Source organism: Algibacter lectus, from assembly GCF_004368925.1.
In the GTDB taxonomy this organism is placed as follows: Bacteria; Bacteroidota; Bacteroidia; order Flavobacteriales; family Flavobacteriaceae; genus Algibacter; species Algibacter lectus.
Genome location: NZ_SORL01000007.1, coordinates 956,498 through 978,748 on the forward strand (window position 1 = coordinate 956,498; position 22,251 = coordinate 978,748).

Here is a 22,251-nt window from a genome sequence, read left to right on the forward strand (position 1 = left end):
TTATTTCACTACAAGTTTTGTTCGGTTTATCCTTTGGTACACATCCAAAACTTCAATAAAATAAACACCTTTTTTAAACCTGCCCTGGTTTTCTATCTCTAAACGATTACTATTTGTTGAACTTTTATAAACAGGCTTTCCCAAAATATCATAAATAGTTACTGTTGCGCTATTAAAACCTGATAAAACGAGTATAAATTTATTACGAGCTGGGTTAGGATACACTTTTAATGATGATGATTTAAGTACTTTATCATCTATGTTTAGCGTTGCAGCCTCTATAATCCATTTACTCCTATCGTCTGTATTTTCAGAGTGTTCAATAATCCCGTTGGCATTGTGGTACAAATATCTATTCCCATTTCGGGTTTTAAAACGATACGCGCCATCGTTTTCATAAATAATAGTCCATTGTTTATCAGAATCTTCACGAGGTGCAGAAAATGCTGTATTTATAATATCGCCAACTGGATTACCTGCAGCCCTCAGGATACCGCGATCTGTTTTACTTTCAATATTATAATAATCTCCTGCCTTAACAAACTCCCATTCTTTATCGGTACCATTACTGGATACACTAGCAACAACATCGGCACCTTCAGAATCTAAATACTGTTCGGTTACAAAATTTTTCAATCTGTAAATACTACCTGTTAAATCTGTTGGATCATTAACTTGAAAATGAACAGTAATTGCGGGAGAAGACACCGTTTTATTACTTGTATTGTAAGCTATAGCTTGAACGGTATAAGTTCCCTCGGTCTCGGGAGCCCAATTAACAGTGTATGGACTTGTAGTATCTTCATCCAAAGAGACGCCATTAACTCTAAATTCTACTTTTGAAATACTTCCATTTTCATCGGTAGCATTAGCAGAAATTTGAACCGTTTCTCCAATATCAAAAGTTTCGTCGTTTGACGGAGATGTTATAGTTACCCTAAAAGGTTCTAATACAATTCCTAAATCTATCACTTGAAGATATAGTGGTTGAGCATTGCCTGAGCTGTTTTCCATCAAATAATAATACAATTTACCATTAGCGATATACACTTGCCCATGATCGAAGGTTTTACCAGAAATAGCCTGATAGACCCGTGTAAAATTATTGGTACCGCCTTGTGCCTTTTCTACATAAACTCTACCTCCAGTTAATCCAATGATAAAGATATCGTCCCCTGCAGTATAAATAGCTTCTGCTCCCGAGAAATCTTCCGAGGTTATAAAATCTGTTGCTCCAGCAGGTTTATAGGTGTGTAAATATTTTGTAATATTATATTGATTGTCTTTTACCCTGCTTATAATATGAACATCCCCATTTTCGGTAACAGTCCAATCAAAATCTTGAACAATATTTATTGAATTTGCATTGGTACCTTGCACATAATCTCCAGGCTCCATTACTTTGATAAAATCGGCATCATATAATGGTAAACTGAAACTTTGTCCTTGGTGGTTCTTCCAGCCTGTAAAGCCATTTTGATCATCGGAGTACGCATAATACACCCCATTTTGATATATGTACTTATCGTTATTATCTTGAGATCTTCGCTGAAAACCGATACGCATTTTACCGTTAACATATTTTATATCGCCATAAAGCCCCCAATTGTAGGTTATTCCTGGTTGATTCTTTGCGTTTAACACGTTAAAATGGGTAAAACTAGACCATGTGGATGTACTTGCATTATATTTAGAAAATTTATATGCTCCATTATTATTTCCGCCCTCTCTCATGTACATAAATAAATCTCCCGAATTGTTCAAGAAAAACTTAGGATACGTAAGTGCCGAAAAATTGTTATAATCTACTCCACCATTAAGACTTAAATGTTTATATCCACCGCTAGTATTTTGTACAAACTTATCTAATGTGAAGTCTACATCAGGTAATGCAGCAGCATTGGCTATGGAATAGGAATATCTAAAATAATCGTCACTTAAACTACCATCTGAAGGTCTTGAATTGTCATAAGAATGCATATCGTACAATAAATGGATTGTTCCATTTAAAGGGCTTACTCCTATAGCAATAGTGTTATGAGATTCTCCAATCCACCATTTATTTTGATACCCCGTATGGCGATGCGGAAACTCTATGGTCGCCATGGTTCCTGTATTGGTGTTGTAACGGGTTAACATAACATGGCGGTCTGCTTTCCCGCCTCTGTACCACGTCATGAAAACATACTCATTATACGTTGTAATACAGTCGCCATGAGCTGAAATATTTCTTCCAAAATAAAAATCATAGGGTGCGGCATCTCCTGTATTTGTAGCACTAGTTGTTACTTGACTTCCATCGAAATGCAAACCTAAATCGGTTATTTTAATTTCATTTTCGAATACAACCTGTGCCTGTGAAATAAATGTGTATAGGAGTATTATAAATATTTGTACAGGTTTATAACTAACAATATTTACTAAGTATTTTTTTTCATTATAAAGCATTATAAGTATTTATTTAGTTTATTTTAGTCTATAAATTTAATTAGAGACTAGAACATATCTATACTGCTTTGTAGGGGTGTAATTTAAATTATGAATAAGATAACTAAAGCCGTTAACTTCTTGATAGCCTAAGCTTACTATTCCATATAAAACAATTCCTCTAAAGGAACAGAAACAGGAGAATTATCGGGATGTACCTCCATAATATCTGCCATAAAATCCCACCATTTTTTTACTATGTCGTTTTTGGATAAATCTTGAGAGCCTCCATTGCCCGAAACCTTTTGAAAAGCGAAAAGCATATTGGTTTCTTCGTCTAAAAATATAGAATAATCACTCACTCCATTCTCTTTTAACAATTGTTTTAACTCTGGCCACAACTTATCATGACGTTCTTTATAGGCCTCTTTCTGACCTTCATTCAATTTCATTCTAAAAGCTAATCTTTGCATAAAAAATATATTTAGTTACAGTGATATAATAGGTTAGAATAAACACCATCTTTAGGTTTTCCTATGGCACAGTATTCACCAACATTAAATTGACTTCCGGCCATTAAAAACAAACTATTTAGACCTTGGAGTGCTTTTTTAACACTACTTATTTGTTGATGTTCCCATTTTTTTTCTTCTAAGGCATAAGGTTTTAAAAACTCAAAGGCTTTTTTTATACTAGCGCCGTTTTTTGCTTGATAGTTCCATAAATCGACCCCTAATCTTTTTCCGAAGTATGCCAATTGTGTAAACCCTCTTAAATTCATGGTACTATACGAAAGTGCTTTTGTTCGTGCTAATTCGTGTGGCTGACTTCCATTTGGTTCTATTTGTGTTGCTATACGCTTAGTTTTAACGGTTTCAAGTACAGCTTTAGCCTCTTCATTTTTATTTAAAAACATAAGTATACTTACCTCCTGAACATCATACCATACCCCATGATTGTTTTTGGTGTTTTTCTCAAAAATGCCATTTTCGCTAGTTTGTAACCAATAAAGGTATTTTGTAAACCAAAGCCTTAATTGTTTACTTGTTTCCTTGTCTATTGTATTTTTTAACTCTAAAATCTCTATAGCCGTTATAATATTTGTTACTCCTGCAAACTCAATAATCCCAATACCTCGCCCTGTATTTATCCCTGGAATACCTTGAGCAAAATTTAAATTAGGGTTCATTTTTGTTTCATTGTTTACAAACCATACTTTAAGAAACTCTAAAGCCTTTTTCCCATATTTTTCTTCATCTGAAAAAAAATAAGCCAAAGACAGGTTAGTAATATTTCCAAACATAACATTTTTGCTTTCAAAATCTGTATTTCCTTCACGCGTAAGCGGATTTATCTGTCCATCTTTCCTTATCCACGGCAATCCATCTAGTTTATCTGGATTTGGCCACCAATAAGGACCATACGATATATAATCATGTTTATCTCCACTTGGTGGTATTTGTGTTTTTTGAACCACTGATAAGGCTTTATCTTCTAATTGCTTATTAGCACTTTTTACCAAATCGCTATACACATTAGCATACTCTGGGGCTTCTAACTTATTTTTAACAGCCTCTAATTTACTACAGTCTAAAAGCGACAAACTGTCTTTAAACCCATTTTTATTTTCATCCGGTTTAGCTTGTATATTACAATTACCAGAAACCGTTACCCCCATTAAGAGTGATAAAACCACTGTTTTAAACATAGTACGACTCATATTTTAAAATCTTTTTATTAATTACATATGAAAAAACAAACTATTTAAACTTTGAAATGTTTTTTTATTAAAGCTCCTTAATTTTAAGGTTTCTCCAATGAATAACCCCTTGTTTACCACCATGAACTTGCAGTCCAATAAATCCTTTTGGGTATTCATTATTTTTATCTATCCAATGTGCTGCCGGAACTCCATTTATCCAAGTTTTAAATACATTTCCTTTTACTTTTACCGTTACACGATTCCAGGTACTTCTATCTATAACATTTTTATGAATTTCGTGTTCAGGAGCTTTTAAAGGGTAAAACCATCCTCCACAATTCTGACCATAAATCCCTCCAGACCAACCGCGCCCTTTTTTTGCTAAATCCTCCATTTCTACCTGGGGACCAATAACTGTATTTCGATTTGAATCCTTTTGAATTATGGAACGGACTTGAACTCCTGTATTACCATCTACTTCCCATTTTGTTTCACAAGTAAAAATAAAATCTACATACTCTTTTTCTGTACATAAAAAAGTACTCGGTCCCTCGCTACAAGTTCCTACAATCTCACTATTCTTTACTTCAAATTTCATAGTTCCCTGTTTAGATTCCCAGCCATCTAAATTCTTCCCATTAAATAAAGCTATAAATTCCCCGCTATTTAATTGAGGCTCTTTATCATTATTTAATAGTTGTACTTTTTTTATTTGAGTATTATCTTGGGCAATTACATTTAACGTAAAAACCAATACGGCAATTAATACCAACTTATTTTTTATCATTGTCTAATTTTTCTCGTGAATACTTGATGTGATTTTTATTTAGTTTTTTTTTGAAATCCCCCCTTCTAACAAGGTTTTAACAACCGCTACAGAACCTTGCTGCAATCCCTTATTTACATTAGCCCCTGTTATCCAATATAGCACCATACCGGCATCCGAACAATCCCATTTTCCTTTTTGAAACTTCACCACATTATCTATTTCTGCCATTTTCCCCATAAGCCAAACAAACTGAATGCGATGATCGGGATGGTTCATAGCCCAATTCCATTGAGATTGATCCACTTTTAAATTGATATTTTGATCAGATATACGAACTTCTTCAATACCAAAATCTAAAATATCCTGCCATTTATAAAAATCACCAGCATCGTCATTTGCAGGATGATGCGTTATCACTTTCACGAATTGGAGCTTCTCTTTTAGCGAAGCCTCCAATGCAAAGCCTATAATATCAGGCTCGCCTGCTTCAATAATCCAAAGTGGGTCCTTTTCTGAAGAAGCATTTATAGCATTACTTAAATCTTTAATAGTTTCGTCCAATTGCCACTTGGCATCAAAAAAGGTTAAATGATCAAAACCTCCCCATCGCCGTGCAGTTCCATCGCAGGCCGTTTGCATCATGGCGTGCCTTTCGTATTCTGCTGCTTCTGAAATTCTATCTACTCTTACCAAATCGCAACTGTGGGAATAGTGTACCAACCTATTTTCTAGGCCTGTTGCTTTAAGCAAAGCTATGGAAACGGCTGTACCTCCCAAATCGTCTGGATCTGGTGAATTGCCATCTGCCACTATAGCTACTCTTCCGCTGGGCGCATTAATTACGGTTTGTGCTGTTACCGAACCCACAACTAAAATGGCAAATACCATTAAAACTAATTTGTCCATATCTATAAATATCTGTTTTAAAAATGTACTGTAACTTATTTTTTAAATTATGATTTAACCTTTAGGGTAATCGTTTTTAAATCTTCAACTTTAGAAGAAGCTCCTACAGAAATAGTAAAAGTTCCAGGTTCCACAACTTTTTTCAGGTCTTGGTTTAAAATATTTAATTCGTCAAAACCAAGTTTAAAACTAACAGTTTTAGTTTCTCCTGGCTTTAAGGTAATACGCTTAAACCCTTTTAACATTTTAAGGTAACGGCCTACAGAAGCATAATCGTCGCGCACATACATTTGCACAACCTCATCTCCGGTTCTTTGTCCCGTGTTAGTTACCTCCACCGATACCGTAGTAAATCCGTCCATATTAATGGTTTCTTTTTCCAATTTTGGTTTACTGTAATTAAACGCTGTATAACTTAACCCATAACCAAATGGAAATAATGGTGTTTTAACAGCATTTTTATATAGCCCTTTACCAGACCCAATAAAATCTGGTCGTTCTAAATACGTTACAGGAATTTGACCTACCGAACGAGGAAAAGAAACCGTTAATTTCCCTCCAGGATTTACATCACCAAACAGAGCATCTGCAATCGCGTCTCCTGAACGCATTCCTAAATACCATGTTTCTAAAATTGAAGGCACATTTTCAGCTATATAATTAATAGATAATGGACGGCCATTTATTAAAACTACAATTACAGGTTTTCCTGTTTTATGAATAGCTTCCACCAAATCATTCTGTACCCCATATAATTCCAGACTTTCACGATCTACACCTTCTCCTGCTGTCCGCCTAGAACCTCCAACCACGAGTACTACAGCATCTGAATTTTCGGCTGCCGCTACGGCTTCAGAAATCCCTTGTGTAGATTCGCCTAATAAATCACAGCCTTTTGCGTAGTTTATCTTTATCTCCTTTCCCACCTTATTTTTAATACCATCTAGTACAGAAACATAATAAGGTGGCAGTCCAGAATACCCTCCTAATAATGAATAGGTGCCTTTTTTAGGCTGTAATTCAGTAGCATTAGGGCCAATAATGGCCAAAGACTTTATTTTAGATTTATCTAAAGGCAATAGGTTATTATCATTTTTTAGTAAAATAATCGCCTTTTTCGCCATTTCATAAGCAAATTCCTGATGTTCCTTTTTGCTAACTATAGTATCTGTTTTTACTTCTTTTGATTTAGAATCAAACAATCCTAATTTATATTTTGCTTTAAGTATTCTAGAGGTTGCTTTATCAATATATTTTACTAATTCCGGATTTTTCTGGATGGTATCCTTTAAAACTGTAGCATGATAAGTATATAAGTCTAACGGTTTACCTAAAACTAAATCCATATCCACGCCTGCTTTTAACCCCAACAAAGCAGCTTCTGCTCTAGTTTCTGTTATGTAATGCATGGTTTGTAATCTCCCCACATCATTATTATCCGATACTATAAACCCGTCAAATCCTAGTTCTCCTCTTAAAACATCATTTAACAACCAACTATTCATATGGCACGGTACGCCATTAAAATCCTGATGCCCTGGCATAATACAGGCTATATCCCCCTCTTTTACCGCGGCTTCAAACGGAGGTAAAAAAACCTCTCTTAATCGGCGCTCCGACATATCGCTAAAACCACCATTAATTCCTCTTCTATTTTCGGGATATCCCACAAAGTGTTTCGCTGTTGCTACCACATGGTTTTTATCAAATTGTTCTTTCCCCATACCTTGCATACCTTGAATAAATGCAACGCCCATTCTTGATACTAAATAAGGATCTTCTCCGTATGATTCTTCTACCCTGCCATATCTAGGGTCTCCTGAAATAACATCTAAATTAGGTGAATAAATATGTGTAATGTTTAAAGCACGTGCTTCTAAGGCTGTTTGTTCAGCCATTTTTTTAACTAATTTTGGCTCCCATGTTGAACCTGCCGCAATAGCTTGAGGATACACCGTTACGCCATGGTACCAAAGTCCATGTAAGCCTTCTCCAAATTTCATAAAAGGGATACCCAATCTATCATTTGCCGGAGCATCTTGCGTCATTTCAGCAATTTTTTCCTCTAACATCATTTGGCTAATTAATTTAGCTACTTGTTCATTTATTTCTGTATCTAATCTAGATTCTACAGATTTATTGTTTTGTGCTTCGCTAGTAAGCAATGTTGCTAACAATAGAGCTGTTAACCATATTTTTTTCATCAATAATATATTTAGTTATTAAAAATTTCAAATTCCTGGAACATTTTGTACGTGTAATTAGAAGCTCCTTTACTGTTATCTGTTTTAAATTTAAGCTTGGTATTGCGTGAATAACCAAAACACTATAAAAATCTCCAGCAATAGTTTGAGGATAACTATTTAAACAAAACATTAAGGCCGAAATACAATTATTTCGACCTTAATAAAGGTAACAAACTAAAAAACACTCTTATCTGTAGCCATTATTAGTTGGGTCTGACTGCAATAAATTTGGATTGGTTTGCAGTTCTTGTAATGGTATTGGCAATTTTACATGCCATGATTTTATATTGGCAGAAGGGTCCCAAAATCTGTATTCTAAATTTTCTACAACATCGAACAGTATGCCCCACCTAATTAAATCGTAACGTCTGTGAGCTTCTCCTGCTAACTCCCACTTACGCTCATCGTATATAGCTTCTCTAAACGCTTGTTGACTAAGCCCTTTTATAATCTCGGCATCAACTATACTTGTATAAGCACGTTCTCTTAAATCCTTTATGTAACTATAAGCTACTATAGGACTTCCTCCAGGACGCTCGTTTTCACACTCTGCAGCCATTAAATGTACATCTGCTAAACGAAATACTAATCTATTATCCGAGTGATTAAATCGCGGTGAATCGTTCACATCTAAATTCCAAAATTTAGACATATAAGGAAAGTTTAATTGAATACCTGCGTAAGTATCTTGAATGTTTAATGCTCTTCTTAAATCATTCGCAGGAAACTTTTCCGCAAAATCTTTAGATGCCACCTGCAACCCCGTTCCGTTAAACGCTTCGTTATTTGCGGCTAAAGCTGCTTTTAAAGCATCACTATCATCATTATTAGCAGGCTCATCTCTTAATCGCGGACTAAACATACTTGGCCTCCAGTTTCCATTACCAAAAACAGCAGGTAAAGAACCATCGTCCCTTACTGTTCCTTCTTCAAATTGACCTCTTATATCTTTAGCAAAGTCTAAAGACCAAATAATTTCTGAATTATATTCGTTTTTTGGATCAAATACATCTGCATAATTAGATAACAAAGCATGTGGTGATTGATTAATAATCTCAATACATTTATCTAATCCTAATTGCCATTGTTCTTGTTGCATTAAAATTTTTGCTTCAATTATAGCAGCAGCCCATTTAGAGGCTCTACCACTATTATCTCCGGTATAAGCATCTTGCAAGTTGGCTTGAGCAAATTGTAAATCGTCTAAAACACCACTTATAATAATAGCTTCATCTGTTCTTCCTAAAACTTTAACTTCATCTATTTCTAGAGCTTCTGTGTAATACGGTGCATCTCCCCAAAGGTTTGTTATATGCCAATAAGATAGCGCTCTTACAAATCTTGCATCTGCAATAATATCCAATTGCGAGGCTGGTGTTATAGCTTCATTATCGGTAACCCTATCAATAACAATATTTACATTATTAATAACCCTATATAAATCTTTCCAAGTATCTGATACACTCATTTTTTGTACAGATACATCGGCAATGGCTTCATTCATAGAATAATTCCCAATAGGCTCAAAAATATTTGCCGCACGATTGGGTTCTATAATATCTGCTCCATTATCATAAAAAACATCTAAGCCAACTTGGCCGTAAATAGAATTATTCTTTAAAATTCCATAAACACCATTCATAGCTTGTCTTGCATCATTTTCTGAAGCAAAAAATGTTTCGGGTGCTATTACTGCTTTAGGATCTTCCTCTAGGAAACTCTCACAACTAAAAAAAGCAATTGTAATGGCAACGTATAAATATATATATTTTGTTTTCATCTGTGTGTTTATTTTTAAAATGTTACGTTTAATCCAAGTGTTAAAACTCTTGGGTTAGGATATGAACCGTCATTATAACCTTGTGCAATATTACCTAGGCCACTTCTTCCAAAATTACTGGCCTCAGGATCAATTAATCTAAAGTTAGAAAACAACAATAAATTACTCCCTGAAAAATAAATGGTAGCATTTTTAAATCCGTTCAATCCCATTTTATCAACAGGTAAATTATATGCTAATCTTAAAGTTTTAAGACGTAAATACGACCCATCTTCGACATATTCTGAATTTGGAGGTGTTCCCGTAACCGAATCGGCACCAGCTCTTGGAATATTAGACGTAGGATTATCTAGAGTCCATCGATCCGCTAACTCAGCAAACTTAGTAGTTTCACCTCTATTAAAGTAATGATTTCGTGTTCTTAAATTATACACTTCGTTACCTACGGTTCCTTGAAAATAGAATGAAAAATCCCAGTTTTTATAAGAAAATGAGTTTTCAAATCCAAAGATAAAATCAGGAAGCGGACTCCCCAACACAACAGCATCTTCATTAGAAATAATATGATCGCCATTAACATCTTCAAATTTAGATCCTCCAACAACTTGCGGGTCTGTTAAACCTGAAGCATCAATTTCATCTTGACTTTTCCAAGTTCCTAAAAAGGGTACCCCTGTGAAAACAGGCACAGACTCTCCCACTATTAATCGCGTATTACCAGAGCCCAAAATAGCATCGACTGTTAAATCTATAAAATCTGCACCGCCAAGGTCTAAAATTTTGTTTTTGTTAGATGATACTGTTAAAGTAGAATTCCAATTGAAATTGGTATTACTAATGTTTGTTGAATTCACAAGAAATTCCCATCCCTTATTCTCCAATGACCCTACATTTTGTAACTGACTTGTAAACCCTGTTTGTCTTGGTATAGTAACGTCTAACAATAAATCATTCGTTTTTTTATAATAATAATTTAGCTCTGTAAAAATTTTACCCCCAAAAAGAGATGCTTCTAAAGCGATGTCTAAGGCATTTGTAGTTTCCCATATTAAATTAGGGTTTGAAGGTCTACCTAATGTTAAACCCGGTTTTTCTTCACCATTAAGTGTTGTATTAGCTTCAACTAAGACCCCCTTTGTTCTATAAGGATCAATGGCTTGATTACCAGATTTACCATAACTAGCTCTTAGCTTTAAATCTTGAAATACATCTTGGTCTTCCATGAATGATTCTTCTGTTATTTTCCAAGCTCCTGCAATTGAAGGGTAAAATTCATATTTATTCCCTTCAGCAAAAACCGAACTACCATCCGTTCTTCCCACTAAAGTTAAAAGATATTTGTCTTTATAGGCATAGTTTAACCTTCCGAAAAAAGAAGCAATTTGAAATCCTGTAAAATCACTACTTACTACGCTTCGTGTAGGATCGGAAAAGCCTAGATTATTAAAACCAGTAGCATCACTAGTAATACCAAAAGCTTCTGCCTCGGCTATTTCTGTAGACACTTTTTGAAAAGATGCTCCAGCAAGTGCCGTTACACTATGATTCTCCCCAAAATCAGATTGGTATTGAATGGTGTTTTCATTATTCCACCCGCTACTTGCAACAGTTCTTACACTTGCACTGCCTAAGTCATTTACAACAAGTAAATGAGGACTTTGGCTAGATGTAAACCTGTTTTGTTTTGTGTTATTAAACTCCGGACTAAATGTTGATCGAATAACCCAATTTGGAGCTGGCTTATATTCTAAATATAACGATGCTAACAAATTATTAGAAAATGTTTCGTTTGTATTTAAAGCTATATTGGCTATCGGGTTTGACCAAGGCGAACCTACCACCTCATCAAAACCATTAAATGTTCCATCGTCATTATAAATAGGCTGTGTTCTAAGCGTTGCAAAAGCATTACCAAAGTTTGCATTCCCATTATCTTGTTCAATCCTTGAATAGTTAACTCTAAATCCTGCTTTTACTTTATCACTAAGTTTATAATCTAAGTTAGATCTGAAAATATATTTTTCGATACCCGTACTTTTTACTAGTCCATCTTGATTGAAATAGTTTAAAGAGGTATAATAATTTAAATTATCTGTTGCTCCAGAAATAGATACATCGGCATTATAAATTGGAGATGGGTCTAAAAGCAAATCAAACCAATCATTATCAGGATAGCTTGATGGATCGTTTGGAAAAGGTTCTGCTGCCGATCTAAATCGTGCACTTTCATTTGTAAAAGCAATTTGTTCTGCTTGAGAAAGCATATCTGGTAATTCGGGCACTAATTGCGTACTTGTATAGAGATTTACACTTATTTCAGGTTTTCCTGAACCTGCCCCAGCACCATTTTTAGTACTAACCAAAACAACACCATTTGCTCCTCTAGAACCATATATAGCAATGGAAGATGCATCTTTTAAAATCTCAATAGATTTAATGTCATTACTATTAATATTATTTAAGTTGAAATTTGTTCCAACAACAATACCATCGATAACCCAAAGCGGCTCATTACTACCCGTAATAGAGTTACCTCCCCTTACTCTAATAACAGTGCCTGCGCCAGGAGCACCACTAGTTTGTGTAACCTGAACACCAGAAGCTCGACCTTGCAAGGCTTGATCGACCCTAGATACGGGAACTGCAGTTAAATCTTCTGAACTTACAGATGAAACCGACCCTGTTAAATCTGATTTACGCTGTGTTCCATAACCAATAACAACCACCTCATCTAACTTGTTATCTTGCTCTAATGTTACATTAATTTGATTTTGATTCCCCACCAAAATTTCTTGAGTTGAATACCCTACATAAGAGATGGCTAGAACGGTTTGAGCATTTGCATCTACAGTGAAGTTCCCATCAAAATCAGTCGTTGTTCCTTTGGATGTTCCTTTAACAATAACGGTGGCTCCAGGTAGTGGTTCTCCGTCTGCTTTTACAGTACCAGATACTGTTTGAGCGTTTGTCATGGTTATGCAAGACAATATTAAGATTGCAGACAACCAAGTTTTTCGATACCCAAAAAGGGTTTTGAAATTAATTTTTAGATTCATATAGTTAGTTTATTAGTTTAATATTTATAAATATAGAAAGTGCTAAATACTTAACTGTCCTGTTTTGTCATGCTTACAACTTATCTTTATTTTAAAACTTTAACCTCTTAAATAAACCCCTCTTTTTGTGCAAAAAAACAAATAACGCTTTAAGGAAGTACATTTATAAAAAAGTGAAGGGTTTAAACTTAATTAAACCCTTTTATGAAAGTATATCAATGAAAACTTTACTCTACTCCAACGACAAGTTTTAAAACAATATGAAGTAATTTTCATTTCCTTTAAACAATGAGATTTGTTGTAATTTTAATATTCATTTTATTGAGGAATAAGTTCTATTAATTTGACACTATGAGATTCCAAATCAACTTTTAAAGTAATTTTACCATCCTTCTTTCTTACAATTGAATCTTTGATGGTTTGTGGTAGTTGAGCCAATTGTGTATATTTTGCTAAGTTGGCATTTAACACATTAGTCCATCCGTCTTCAAAACGATCGGATGGCCTATTCCCATATATACGCCCACTGTTTTTTTCTCCTACTCCAGCAGCTCTAACATCTTTATAAAGTTCGTGCATAAAAACACCATGAGTTTTATCTACCGTCCAGGTATTCATTTTCCAACTTGAGCCTCCACTAATTAGGCCACCTTCTAGTTGAGGATATACTGTTCTAGTTGAAGTACTATTTCTACTAGTGTTATGGTTGTAAACTAATAAATATATTATATTGCCTTTAGTGACTGGTATTACACCAGCATGGTCATTAATATTATCAATGGATTCTATTCTATTTCCGCCTTCCATCTTTAAAAACATTTCGGTAACATTCCTTCTTCCTTCTGGTAAGGTAGTACCCTCTACTTCTTGTCCCCAATCATATATTTCAGAAATTTTATAATCGTAAGCCAAATCGGCAATCCTTGCATACCAACTAGCCCCCAATTCTGTGGCATCACTTAAGCTAAGTCCTCTTTTACCATTTTCATCACGCAAAACTCCAAACTCTTGAATATCAAAAGGAATATCCCTAAACTGCGGATAACTATCAAGTTTGGCTCTGTATTTCTCAACAGTATTAGGAAGTCGTACCGTATTTTCGTCTATTTTTTCATAATAGGAAATACAGAAAAAATCCATTTGCGTTCCTTTTTCTCCGGTAGCATAATTTGTTCCATTTGCACAGTGGTCTATAATTTCTGTAGTGAATGTAGCTACCCCTTCTGTTAAGTTATTCCCTGGGCCAATAATTGCTTCAGGAATCACTTTTAAAACTTCATCTACTGTAATATCGTAGTGCTTAAAAAAGTCTTCTTTGGTACCGTTCCAATGTTGTGGTGCATAATTAGGTTCTGTAGCGACTCTAAAACGCCAAGTTTTTACCTCATTGTAACCAAACTCCGTTATTAAAGTTTGTAAGAAATTATTAATGTATTGCCTCCACAAATCATAGTCGTCTGGTGGATTTGTATTTCCATAGGTATTCACTTCCTTCACGGCATTCATAGCCCAAGGAACATTATCCAATACAATTCTAGGTTTAAAACCCGTTTGCATAAACCCCTGCATACTACTTATAAGGCCACTAAAATCGGTAATAATTTTTCCTTGATCGTCAACACCTTTATAAAATGTATTTAAGTTATCGGTTCTCCCCCCTAATACTCTTACTAAATTATAACTCTTAACATAAGGCTTTATCTCTTCAATGGCCGCTCTAAAATTTGAACTTGAAAATCGATTTTGGTTTATCATAGGTCGAGTAGACCAAAAATTATAAAATTCCCCAACTACGGCACCTGTATTTATAGAGACTGTTTTATCGGGATTTATAGTAGGTTCTTCTATTTCTTCAGGTTCTTCTACAACTTCCTCTATATCTTCAGCCTTAGAGCAAGAAAACTGAAAAATACAAAGCAAAAAAATTATAAATAGAATATTATTTCTTTTTATAGTCATCATTATTTAGTTTTTGGAATACTATGCAATTATTCTATAAAAATAAATAACAGATTCCCCCTTTCTATCCTGTATTAAAGGGGTAATCTATCCTAAATAATTTGACTTAATAGGCACCAGCCATAGTTATTTATTAATTAGATGCTTTAGGTCCATCATAATCATAAGTAAACCAATCCACATCTATGTAACCTGCATCTTCTTTTTCATTCCATGAGAAAAACCCTAATCTATCTCCTGTCCATTTTCCAAAAGCTATAGTAAATGTAGGTCCGAAACGTTTAAAATTTTCTCCATCAAAACTATATTCATAAGTGGCTTGGTTACTATTATTTGATGTTTTTACATATAAATCATTCCCTGTTAGTTCAGGTCCTGTAACCTTTTTTGCCAAAGGATTCATATAAAACAAGTGTTTCTTACCCGTAGCATCAACCTCAATACCTAATAAGTTAAACACCCCACCATAACGTACAAATCCTGCTAATTGATGTGGTTTCATACCTGATATATCAAACTTAGCCATCGCTGTACCCGTAGTTATTCCCATAATACGTTGGCTCAAAGTATTACTTGCTCTCCAAAAATCGGAATCTGAACCATCATTATTGGTCCATTCATTAATATTGGGTCCGTAACCTTTTTCATTAGGCAAAACTTTACTTGCTTTTAACCGCAACCAACCTGACCGTTCTGTTAAGGACCAATGTGTATTTCTTGGATTGTGATTCCATTCCCATTGAAATCCTAATTTAGCAGATGAAAAATCATCATCTGTACTTGGTGCTGTAATGGGATAGTCTTTTATTGGTTTTTTATATTGTTTCACAGGTTCTCCTATTCCATCATTATCCTCATCTACACCAATAATTGGCCAGCCGTCTACCCATTTCACTGGTTCTAAACATTGTGGTCTTCCTTGGAAAGGTATATCATCGTTTTGAATTAATTGATGCATATACCACCAAGATTTGTCTGGGGCTTGCATTAACGCACCTTGACTTGCGCTTCGGTCATTAAACACGGCTCCCTTTTCTAAAACTGTTTTCACCTCATATGGTCCATAGATACTTTCTTTTGAACGTAAAACAATTTGTTTTCTATCATTTTTAGGGTTTTTAACACCTGGTTTGGTAGACTTATCCCCTATAGTCCATTCTGCTAAAAAGATATACCAAGTATCTTCTATTTTATAAACTTTAGCTGCCTCTGCTCCCATTCCGGTGTATACTAATTTACCTTCATCAAGAATTTTGGTACCATCCCAACTCATTTCGTAAATTCTATTTTCGTTTCCTTCAATAGTGTTTTTTGCGCTTTTTTGTTTTCCTGCAGTATTGACTATAACATAAGCTTTATGAGTTTCTTCATCCCAAAACACAGCTGGATCGTCTAAAACTTTAGACTTTGGCAGCATAAAAACAGGGGCACTCCATGGGCCTTTTATATCTTTTGCAGTTGTAACCATTAACCCGTGTTGATAATCTATTTGGTAGCAATACCAAGTACCTTCATGATATGCTAAATCACCAGCCCATACTCCAAAAGAATAACCATTCATTCTGTCCCAATTGTATTCTGGCCCCCATGACAAACTATTAAAAACATGTCCTACATTAGTCCAGTTTACCATGTCTTTAGATTCTAAAATGGGCATTCCTGGCGAAACATGTTGCTTAGAAGTAATCATATAATAAGTATCTCCAACTTGTTCTATATCAGAATCTGGATAATCTGCATTTAAAATAGGGTTTACATAAGTGCCATCGCCTTGATCTCCCCAACTACCTGTTGTAGCTTTTACTTCTATGGCTGCAGCTATTTCTTTCTTTTCGGGTTTTGAATTACACCAAAAAAAAGTTACAGCTAAAATTAAAACCAATACTTTATATACACCTGAATAAGACATCTTCTTCATTTAAAAATTATTAAAACTTTTTATACTTAATTATATAATTACCTGATCCTAAAATTACATTCGTATTTTCTACAACTTCTAGATTATATTTTTCTTGATTATCTAGGTAAGGTTCACCATTAATAGTTAGTGATTCTATTTCGTTTTGAGTTAAAACAACTTTTGCTTTGGTATTAAATGGTACTTTAATATCCATAGATAAAACATTTTCTTTTAAAGACCAGGCATTTTTAATATCTCCATAAGGGGTTGGTACGGTAACTGAAGTTGATGTAACTTTCTTTGGAAATTCTGGGTTTACTGTAAATACTTTATAACCTACATTATCTTTTGATGATTTAATTCCTCCTAAAGATTCATAAAAATAAGCAGCAAAACCACTATGCATAGGATGGTTTAAAGAATTGGTTGGTCCTTCCATAGTTTCCCATTCAAACTGGCGCTCTGGCCAAGTGGTAAAACCATTATTCATTACATACGTTTGACTAGGAAAATCTGGTGTTGTTAAAATTTGATACGCCAAATCTGCTTTACCATATTTAGTTAAAACAGTGTAAATATATCTATTACCATGAATACCTGTAGAATGATGCCATCCTTTTATTTCTGTAATATCATACACCAAACCATCTACTACTTGCTCTATTTCTAATTCTGGAACCATACCAAACTGTAATGCTTGTACAGTTGCTGTTTGACTACCATACCATTTTAAGTTTGTTTTTGGCATAGCAACTAAAAAATTTTTATTAAAAGCGGCTTTTAATTGCTCTTTTTCCTTTTTCATTTCTGCTTCAAAAGCAGCATCCTTATTTATTTTTGCAAAACCTTCCATAACACCTAAAATATCATAGAAATAAGCATTGGCAGAAATAATTGGGTCGCACTCCATAGCACCTGGGTTCTTTCTTCTATCCCACCTTGGTGGACACCAATCCCCCATTCCGTCTTGAATAATTCCATTTTCATCTTTAAATGAAAGATAAAAATTTGTAAGACCTTTCATTTCTTTATAGTAGTCTTTTACAATAGCATCATCACCATAATGCAAGTAATTATACCAAGGTAAATACATTGTTGCTACACCCCAATCTAGTTTTGCATAAGAAGATGTTCTTTTACCTGGCGCAATCATGGTTGGTACTTGAAATTTAATTTCAGGATTATTATGTCCTTTAGTTGGTCTCATTTGAGTACGAATATCTTCCATGTATTTTTTATAGAAATCATACATGTCATAATTATATAATGCATATTCACAAAACGCGTGTGCATCTCCTAACCAACCACATTTTTCGCGATGCGGACAATCTTCTGGAATACCATGTACATTATCTACAATAGTCCATTTACTAATACTATGCATTTTATTAAATAAAGGTTCTGATGAGCTAAAACTTCCTTTTTCTTGAATGTCTGTAGCCACTAAAACAGCTTTAATCATTTTGCTGTCTGGTTTTGTAGACACGCCTTTTATTTTAGCATAACGAAATCCGTGATAACTAAACTTTGGTTCCCAAGATTCTAAGTCATTTCCTTTACAGATATATTTATAAATCTGAGCCATACCATTTGCTCCACCACCTGTAGAACCTTGAAAAACATCTTTACTATTTCTTAACAAAGATTCTGTAGTTGTAATTTCTATAAGTTGGCCTTCTTTTTCTTTTACATTTATTTTTACCCAACCAGCAATATTTTGACCAAAATCTACAATCCAATCTCCATTTGGAGCTTTAAATACATTTTGAGGCTCAAATTCTTTTAATTTTTTAATTGCAGGAATTTGTTGTGCACTAATCTTCTTTAATTTAGGTGTAACAACTTTTGCATTTCCCCATTTTTCATCATTATAATTTAAAGTATTCCAACCATTAATTTCATAACGAGCATCATAAGTATCACCACCATAAATATTATTAAATACTATTGGCCCCGTAGATTCTTTCCAATTTTCATCTGTATAAAAATCTTTTTTGCTACCATCTTTATAGGTTACTTTAATTAAAAAACGAACCGTTGGTGGGCCGTAAGACATATCTTTATCTGATTCTGGGTCTCTTTTCCAAGAAATATCTTGCGCATAGAAACCATTCCCTAAAATGATTCCAAAAGCATTTTTACCTAATTTTAGTTGTTCTGAAATATCATAATTTACATAATAAGCTTGCTTATCGTAATTAGAAGGAGCAGGATCTAAAACATGATCGCCTACTTTAGCACCATTTAAATAAAGCTCATAATACCCCAATCCACAAATATAAGCTTGTGCATTTTCTATTTCTTTTTCTGTATTAATAACATTTCTAAAGTAAGATGCTGCTTGCCCATTAACCATAATAGGCGCTTTCATTGGCCCTGTTTTGTATTCACGAAAACTATGTTCTGATGTTCTTGTATCTTTATTTAGGCTTATCCATTTTGAGTCTCCCCAATTTGCCTCATCTATTAACCCTGTTTGAAAACTTTGAATTTCAGACCAATCTGATTCTTGTTTTTTCTCGTCCCAAATTTTTACTTTCCAGTAATACGAAGTTACTGCATTAAGTTTTGTTCCTTTATATTTTACGTAAGTTGATTTAGCTTCTTCCGTTTTACCAGAATTCCATAAATCTCCTTGATTGTTATTTAATTTTTCTAAACTTGATGCTACTAATATTTGATAAGCAGATTGCGATTTATTGTTACCTTCTACAGCTACAATCCATGAAAAAATTGGTTGTTTACTTTCAATAGCTGTTGGGTTTATTTTGGCATTACAAGTTAAAGATTCAAAAGTTATTTCTGAAGTCTCTATATTGGATTCCTTCTGATAACAAGACGTGTTTAACAAACCAATACACAAAAGCGCAAATAAAATCTTTATTTTTATCATTATTTAGTTCTTAATTTTAAGTGATTTTCAAAGTTAATGATGTAGTTATTTATAACTGTACTGAGCTGTCCTGATTGGTTTAAAGAAATATTATTTTTTAATTGATAGAATCTTAATTAAATAGAATTCCCTATTCCTACTAAAACAACAGATAAAAGAATCACTAAAATTCCGCCTGCAATGGTATACTTTGTTTTCTTAGCAACACCAGTCCATTCCTTTCTATAAACACCCCAAAGGTTTGCTGTTAAAATAATGGTAGACATGTGCAGAATCCAAGAACTAGCACCATTACCCAATTTACTTTCTCCCATTCCATAGAAAAAGAATTGTAAAAACCAGATGGTTCCTGCTAATACAGAAAACATAATATTTTTTGATATTGGTGTGCTTTTATTTGTAAAATCTTTATATGATTTGTTTTTGATACTCAACAAAGTAGTCCATACTAAATTAGAAACCAACCCTCCCCAAAGAATAACAACAAATGTAACATTGTTAGAATATAAATGATCGAAGCCTGCAGCTACAGCAGCATCTGCTAAAGGTTTTCCTGCTTCTATACCAAAGCTAAAAAAAGAACTTAAAATACCAGAAAGTACAGCTACTATTAGCCCTTTTACCAAATTAAATTCTGATACACTTTTCTTTTTTTCTTCATCGGATAGTTCCTTTTCTTTTAGAACTCCTGCTTTTCCACAAATTGCAATTCCTAACACACACACTAAAACACCAAGTAATACAACTTGTCCGCCAGAATCGGCCAACATATCTGTAAAAGATGTTTTTCCTGCTTCAGGATTAATATTGTAATAAATGGAAGGTACTATCGCTCCAAAAGCAGCACAAAAACCAAGTACTACAGAATTACCCAAGGACATCCCTAAGTAACGTACACCAAGCCCGTAAGACAAACCTCCAACACCCCAAAGTAATCCCATTACAAATGTAATTAACAAGATTGTATTTGAACTTGCTGCAATTATTTCTGCAAAGCCTGGTACGGTTAACCAAGCTGCTATAGGTGGTACAATTAGCCAAGACATAACGCCACCAACCACCCAATAGGTTTCCCAAGACCAACCTTTTACTTTGTTATAAGGCATGTAAAAACTACCTGCGGCCACACCGCCTAACGAATGAAATAAAACTCCTAATATTGCTTGCATAATTATTATTTTGTATTCTTCGCTTTTTTTCTAACAAATAGTAACAACCCTTAAATTTAAAAGTCTACCAAGTTTTCCTAATTTATTTCCTATGTGCCCTACGCCAATAGCACAATGATGCGATGGTCCTTGTTTAGACCATTCGTTCATAAACCCTCTTGCACCTATAGAAAAACGATAACGACTATTTGTATTTCCTATTTGTAACACAGGCCCTTCTACAGATTCACCTTCGGCAACCAATAAAAACACATCGTCTTTACCTTCTACTACAGATAATAAGGTTACTGGGCCATGTTTTACAGTCATTTGAATAGATAATCCTTTACCTGGTTTACCGTGGTATACAGGAAGCGGAACCAATTGTACATTGCCTTCTGCTATGGCAAAATGTGCTGGTCCATCATGCCCGAGCATCACAATATCATCGTTAAAATCCATAGCATAAAACTCAGAAAAAGAACCACCAACACCAAAGGCATCCATAATTTTCATGGCTTGTGCATTTTTGACTTCATACTCGCCAGCTACAGGTATATTTCTCCCTGTTAATAAGGTGTTTCCTGCAATAACAGAGGTTACAATATTTTCATATTCATTTCCTGAATCTCCTTCATAATAATAGGCTAAAGATCCTAAATTATGTACTTCAACTAATTTATCTAACGCTACAGATGTCTTAGCTGCACGTTTTATTTCGTCTTCCTCACAAGCCTCAACCACTTCAAACGTGGTATGAAATTCTTTAATTTTTTCATTTACCTCCGTATCTGTAGCTTCATCTCTATACCTTTTAAGCTCACACATTTCTACAATTTCTATATGCGTGCCAAATGCTGCCGATTGCTTCGTTAAATCTGAATATACATCTAGCATACCACAGTAATAATGTCCTAAAATACCTAAACGATTGTTATTCATTACTGAAGCCACGTTAGCTGCATCTATCCAATCTTGAATCTCGTCCCAAACCGCTTGCTCATCTAAATACCCTGTAACAAATTCATAATCTATCCCCGAACGGTTAAATACATTTGCTAATTCTGGCACTGAACACGCTTGACAATGTGCCAACCACTCGCCTGTCATTTTTCCTCTATCTCCTAGTTTGTTAAAACTTTCGTAGTCTATCGCAGCTACAGGCTGTATATTTAAAATTATAATTGGGCAACCTAGTTTTTGAACGACAGGTAAAACTGTAGATGATAAGGCATAAGTAGACACATATAAAAAAAGGATATCTACATCCTCAGTTTTCAAAACTTGAGCCTTTTCTCGTGCTTTTACAGGTGAATCCACCAAGCCTACATTAATTACCTCTGCCCCAAAACTTTGCATTTTGTCTGCAACTTGCTTTTGATAGCCTTCTAATCGTTCTAACAAACCTTCAAATTGTGGCCAATAGGTATCTAAACCGACACCAAATAATCCTACTTTTATCATT

The 22,251-nt window shown here is 34.4% G+C and carries 13 protein-coding genes; all 13 read right to left on the bottom strand.

The genetic code is table 11. The features are described 5' to 3' along the window. The 13 genes from DFQ06_RS04940 to DFQ06_RS05000 all read right to left on the bottom strand — a co-directional run bounded on the left by DFQ06_RS04940 (position 1) and on the right by DFQ06_RS05000 (position 22,250). Positions 1-2,448 carry a BNR-4 repeat-containing protein gene (locus tag DFQ06_RS04940; protein ID WP_133966370.1) on the bottom strand — a complete coding sequence of 816 codons (2,448 nt, stop codon included), beginning with the start codon at positions 2,446-2,448 and terminating at the stop codon, positions 1-3. A 137-nt stretch (positions 2,449-2,585) separates the two neighbouring features. Continuing rightward, the gene (gene rhaM, locus DFQ06_RS04945; protein ID WP_133966372.1) at positions 2,586-2,900 is read right to left on the bottom strand and encodes an L-rhamnose mutarotase; all 315 of its coding nucleotides are present in this window, start codon (positions 2,898-2,900) and stop codon (positions 2,586-2,588) included. Positions 2,901-2,911: 11 nt separating this feature from the next. After that, a complete protein-coding gene (locus tag DFQ06_RS04950; protein ID WP_133966374.1) occupies positions 2,912-4,147 on the bottom strand; it encodes an alginate lyase family protein in 1,236 nt (411 codons plus the stop codon). Positions 4,148-4,214: 67 nt separating this feature from the next. Then, a complete protein-coding gene (locus DFQ06_RS04955; RefSeq protein WP_133966376.1) occupies positions 4,215-4,916 on the bottom strand; it encodes a 3-keto-disaccharide hydrolase in 702 nt (233 codons plus the stop codon). Between the two features lie 39 nt (positions 4,917-4,955). Then, positions 4,956-5,804 (bottom strand): hypothetical protein, encoded by an 849-nt coding sequence (locus tag DFQ06_RS04960; protein ID WP_206672749.1) that lies wholly within the window; start codon positions 5,802-5,804, stop codon positions 4,956-4,958. A 47-nt stretch (positions 5,805-5,851) separates the two neighbouring features. Beyond that, positions 5,852-8,008, bottom strand: coding sequence for a beta-xylosidase (locus DFQ06_RS04965; RefSeq protein WP_133966378.1), 2,157 nt, complete (start codon positions 8,006-8,008; stop codon positions 5,852-5,854). A gap of 229 nt (positions 8,009-8,237) precedes the next feature. Then, positions 8,238-9,830: a RagB/SusD family nutrient uptake outer membrane protein gene (locus DFQ06_RS04970; RefSeq protein WP_133966379.1), complete on the bottom strand. Its 1,593-nt coding sequence runs from the start codon at positions 9,828-9,830 to the stop codon at positions 8,238-8,240. 14 nt (positions 9,831-9,844) lie between these two features. Further along, the gene (locus DFQ06_RS04975; RefSeq protein WP_235833486.1) at positions 9,845-12,802 is read right to left on the bottom strand and encodes a SusC/RagA family TonB-linked outer membrane protein; all 2,958 of its coding nucleotides are present in this window, start codon (positions 12,800-12,802) and stop codon (positions 9,845-9,847) included. A 402-nt stretch (positions 12,803-13,204) separates the two neighbouring features. Then, positions 13,205-14,848 (bottom strand): GH39 family glycosyl hydrolase, encoded by a 1,644-nt coding sequence (locus tag DFQ06_RS04980; protein WP_133966380.1) that lies wholly within the window; start codon positions 14,846-14,848, stop codon positions 13,205-13,207. A gap of 130 nt (positions 14,849-14,978) precedes the next feature. After that, entirely contained in the window at positions 14,979-16,763 is a 1,785-nt protein-coding gene (locus DFQ06_RS04985) for a glycoside hydrolase family 43 protein (protein ID WP_133966382.1), read from the bottom strand. Between the two features lie 10 nt (positions 16,764-16,773). Next, the gene (locus tag DFQ06_RS04990) at positions 16,774-19,638 is read right to left on the bottom strand and encodes an alpha-L-rhamnosidase (protein ID WP_133966383.1); all 2,865 of its coding nucleotides are present in this window, start codon (positions 19,636-19,638) and stop codon (positions 16,774-16,776) included. A gap of 116 nt (positions 19,639-19,754) precedes the next feature. Continuing rightward, positions 19,755-20,807, bottom strand: a complete 1,053-nt coding sequence (gene rhaT, locus DFQ06_RS04995) for an L-rhamnose/proton symporter RhaT (RefSeq protein WP_133966385.1) — start codon at positions 20,805-20,807, stop codon at positions 19,755-19,757. Positions 20,808-20,837: 30 nt separating this feature from the next. Further along, positions 20,838-22,250: an L-fucose/L-arabinose isomerase family protein gene (locus DFQ06_RS05000; RefSeq protein ID WP_133966386.1), complete on the bottom strand. Its 1,413-nt coding sequence runs from the start codon at positions 22,248-22,250 to the stop codon at positions 20,838-20,840. Position 22,251: the final 1 nt, after the last annotated feature.

Excerpts from the sequence above, each read along its gene's own strand:
- DFQ06_RS04970 (WP_133966379.1), bottom strand. The coding sequence starts at position 9,830 with ATGAAAACAAAATATATATATTTATACGTTGCCATTACAATTGCTTTT.
- DFQ06_RS04985 (WP_133966382.1), bottom strand. The coding sequence starts at position 16,763 with ATGAAGAAGATGTCTTATTCAGGTGTATATAAAGTATTGGTTTTAATT.
- DFQ06_RS04950 (WP_133966374.1), bottom strand. The coding sequence starts at position 4,147 with ATGAGTCGTACTATGTTTAAAACAGTGGTTTTATCACTCTTAATGGGG.
- DFQ06_RS04960 (WP_206672749.1), bottom strand. The coding sequence starts at position 5,804 with ATGGACAAATTAGTTTTAATGGTATTTGCCATTTTAGTTGTGGGTTCG.
- DFQ06_RS04940 (WP_133966370.1), bottom strand. The coding sequence starts at position 2,448 with ATGCTTTATAATGAAAAAAAATACTTAGTAAATATTGTTAGTTATAAA.
- DFQ06_RS04980 (WP_133966380.1), bottom strand. The coding sequence starts at position 14,848 with ATGATGACTATAAAAAGAAATAATATTCTATTTATAATTTTTTTGCTT.
- DFQ06_RS04955 (WP_133966376.1), bottom strand. The coding sequence starts at position 4,916 with ATGATAAAAAATAAGTTGGTATTAATTGCCGTATTGGTTTTTACGTTA.
- DFQ06_RS04990 (WP_133966383.1), bottom strand. The coding sequence starts at position 19,638 with ATGATAAAAATAAAGATTTTATTTGCGCTTTTGTGTATTGGTTTGTTA.
- rhaT (WP_133966385.1), bottom strand. The coding sequence starts at position 20,807 with ATGCAAGCAATATTAGGAGTTTTATTTCATTCGTTAGGCGGTGTGGCC.
- DFQ06_RS04965 (WP_133966378.1), bottom strand. The coding sequence starts at position 8,008 with ATGAAAAAAATATGGTTAACAGCTCTATTGTTAGCAACATTGCTTACT.
- DFQ06_RS05000 (WP_133966386.1), bottom strand. The coding sequence starts at position 22,250 with ATGATAAAAGTAGGATTATTTGGTGTCGGTTTAGATACCTATTGGCCA.
- DFQ06_RS04975 (WP_235833486.1), bottom strand. The coding sequence starts at position 12,802 with ATGACAAACGCTCAAACAGTATCTGGTACTGTAAAAGCAGACGGAGAA.
- rhaM (WP_133966372.1), bottom strand. The coding sequence starts at position 2,900 with ATGCAAAGATTAGCTTTTAGAATGAAATTGAATGAAGGTCAGAAAGAG.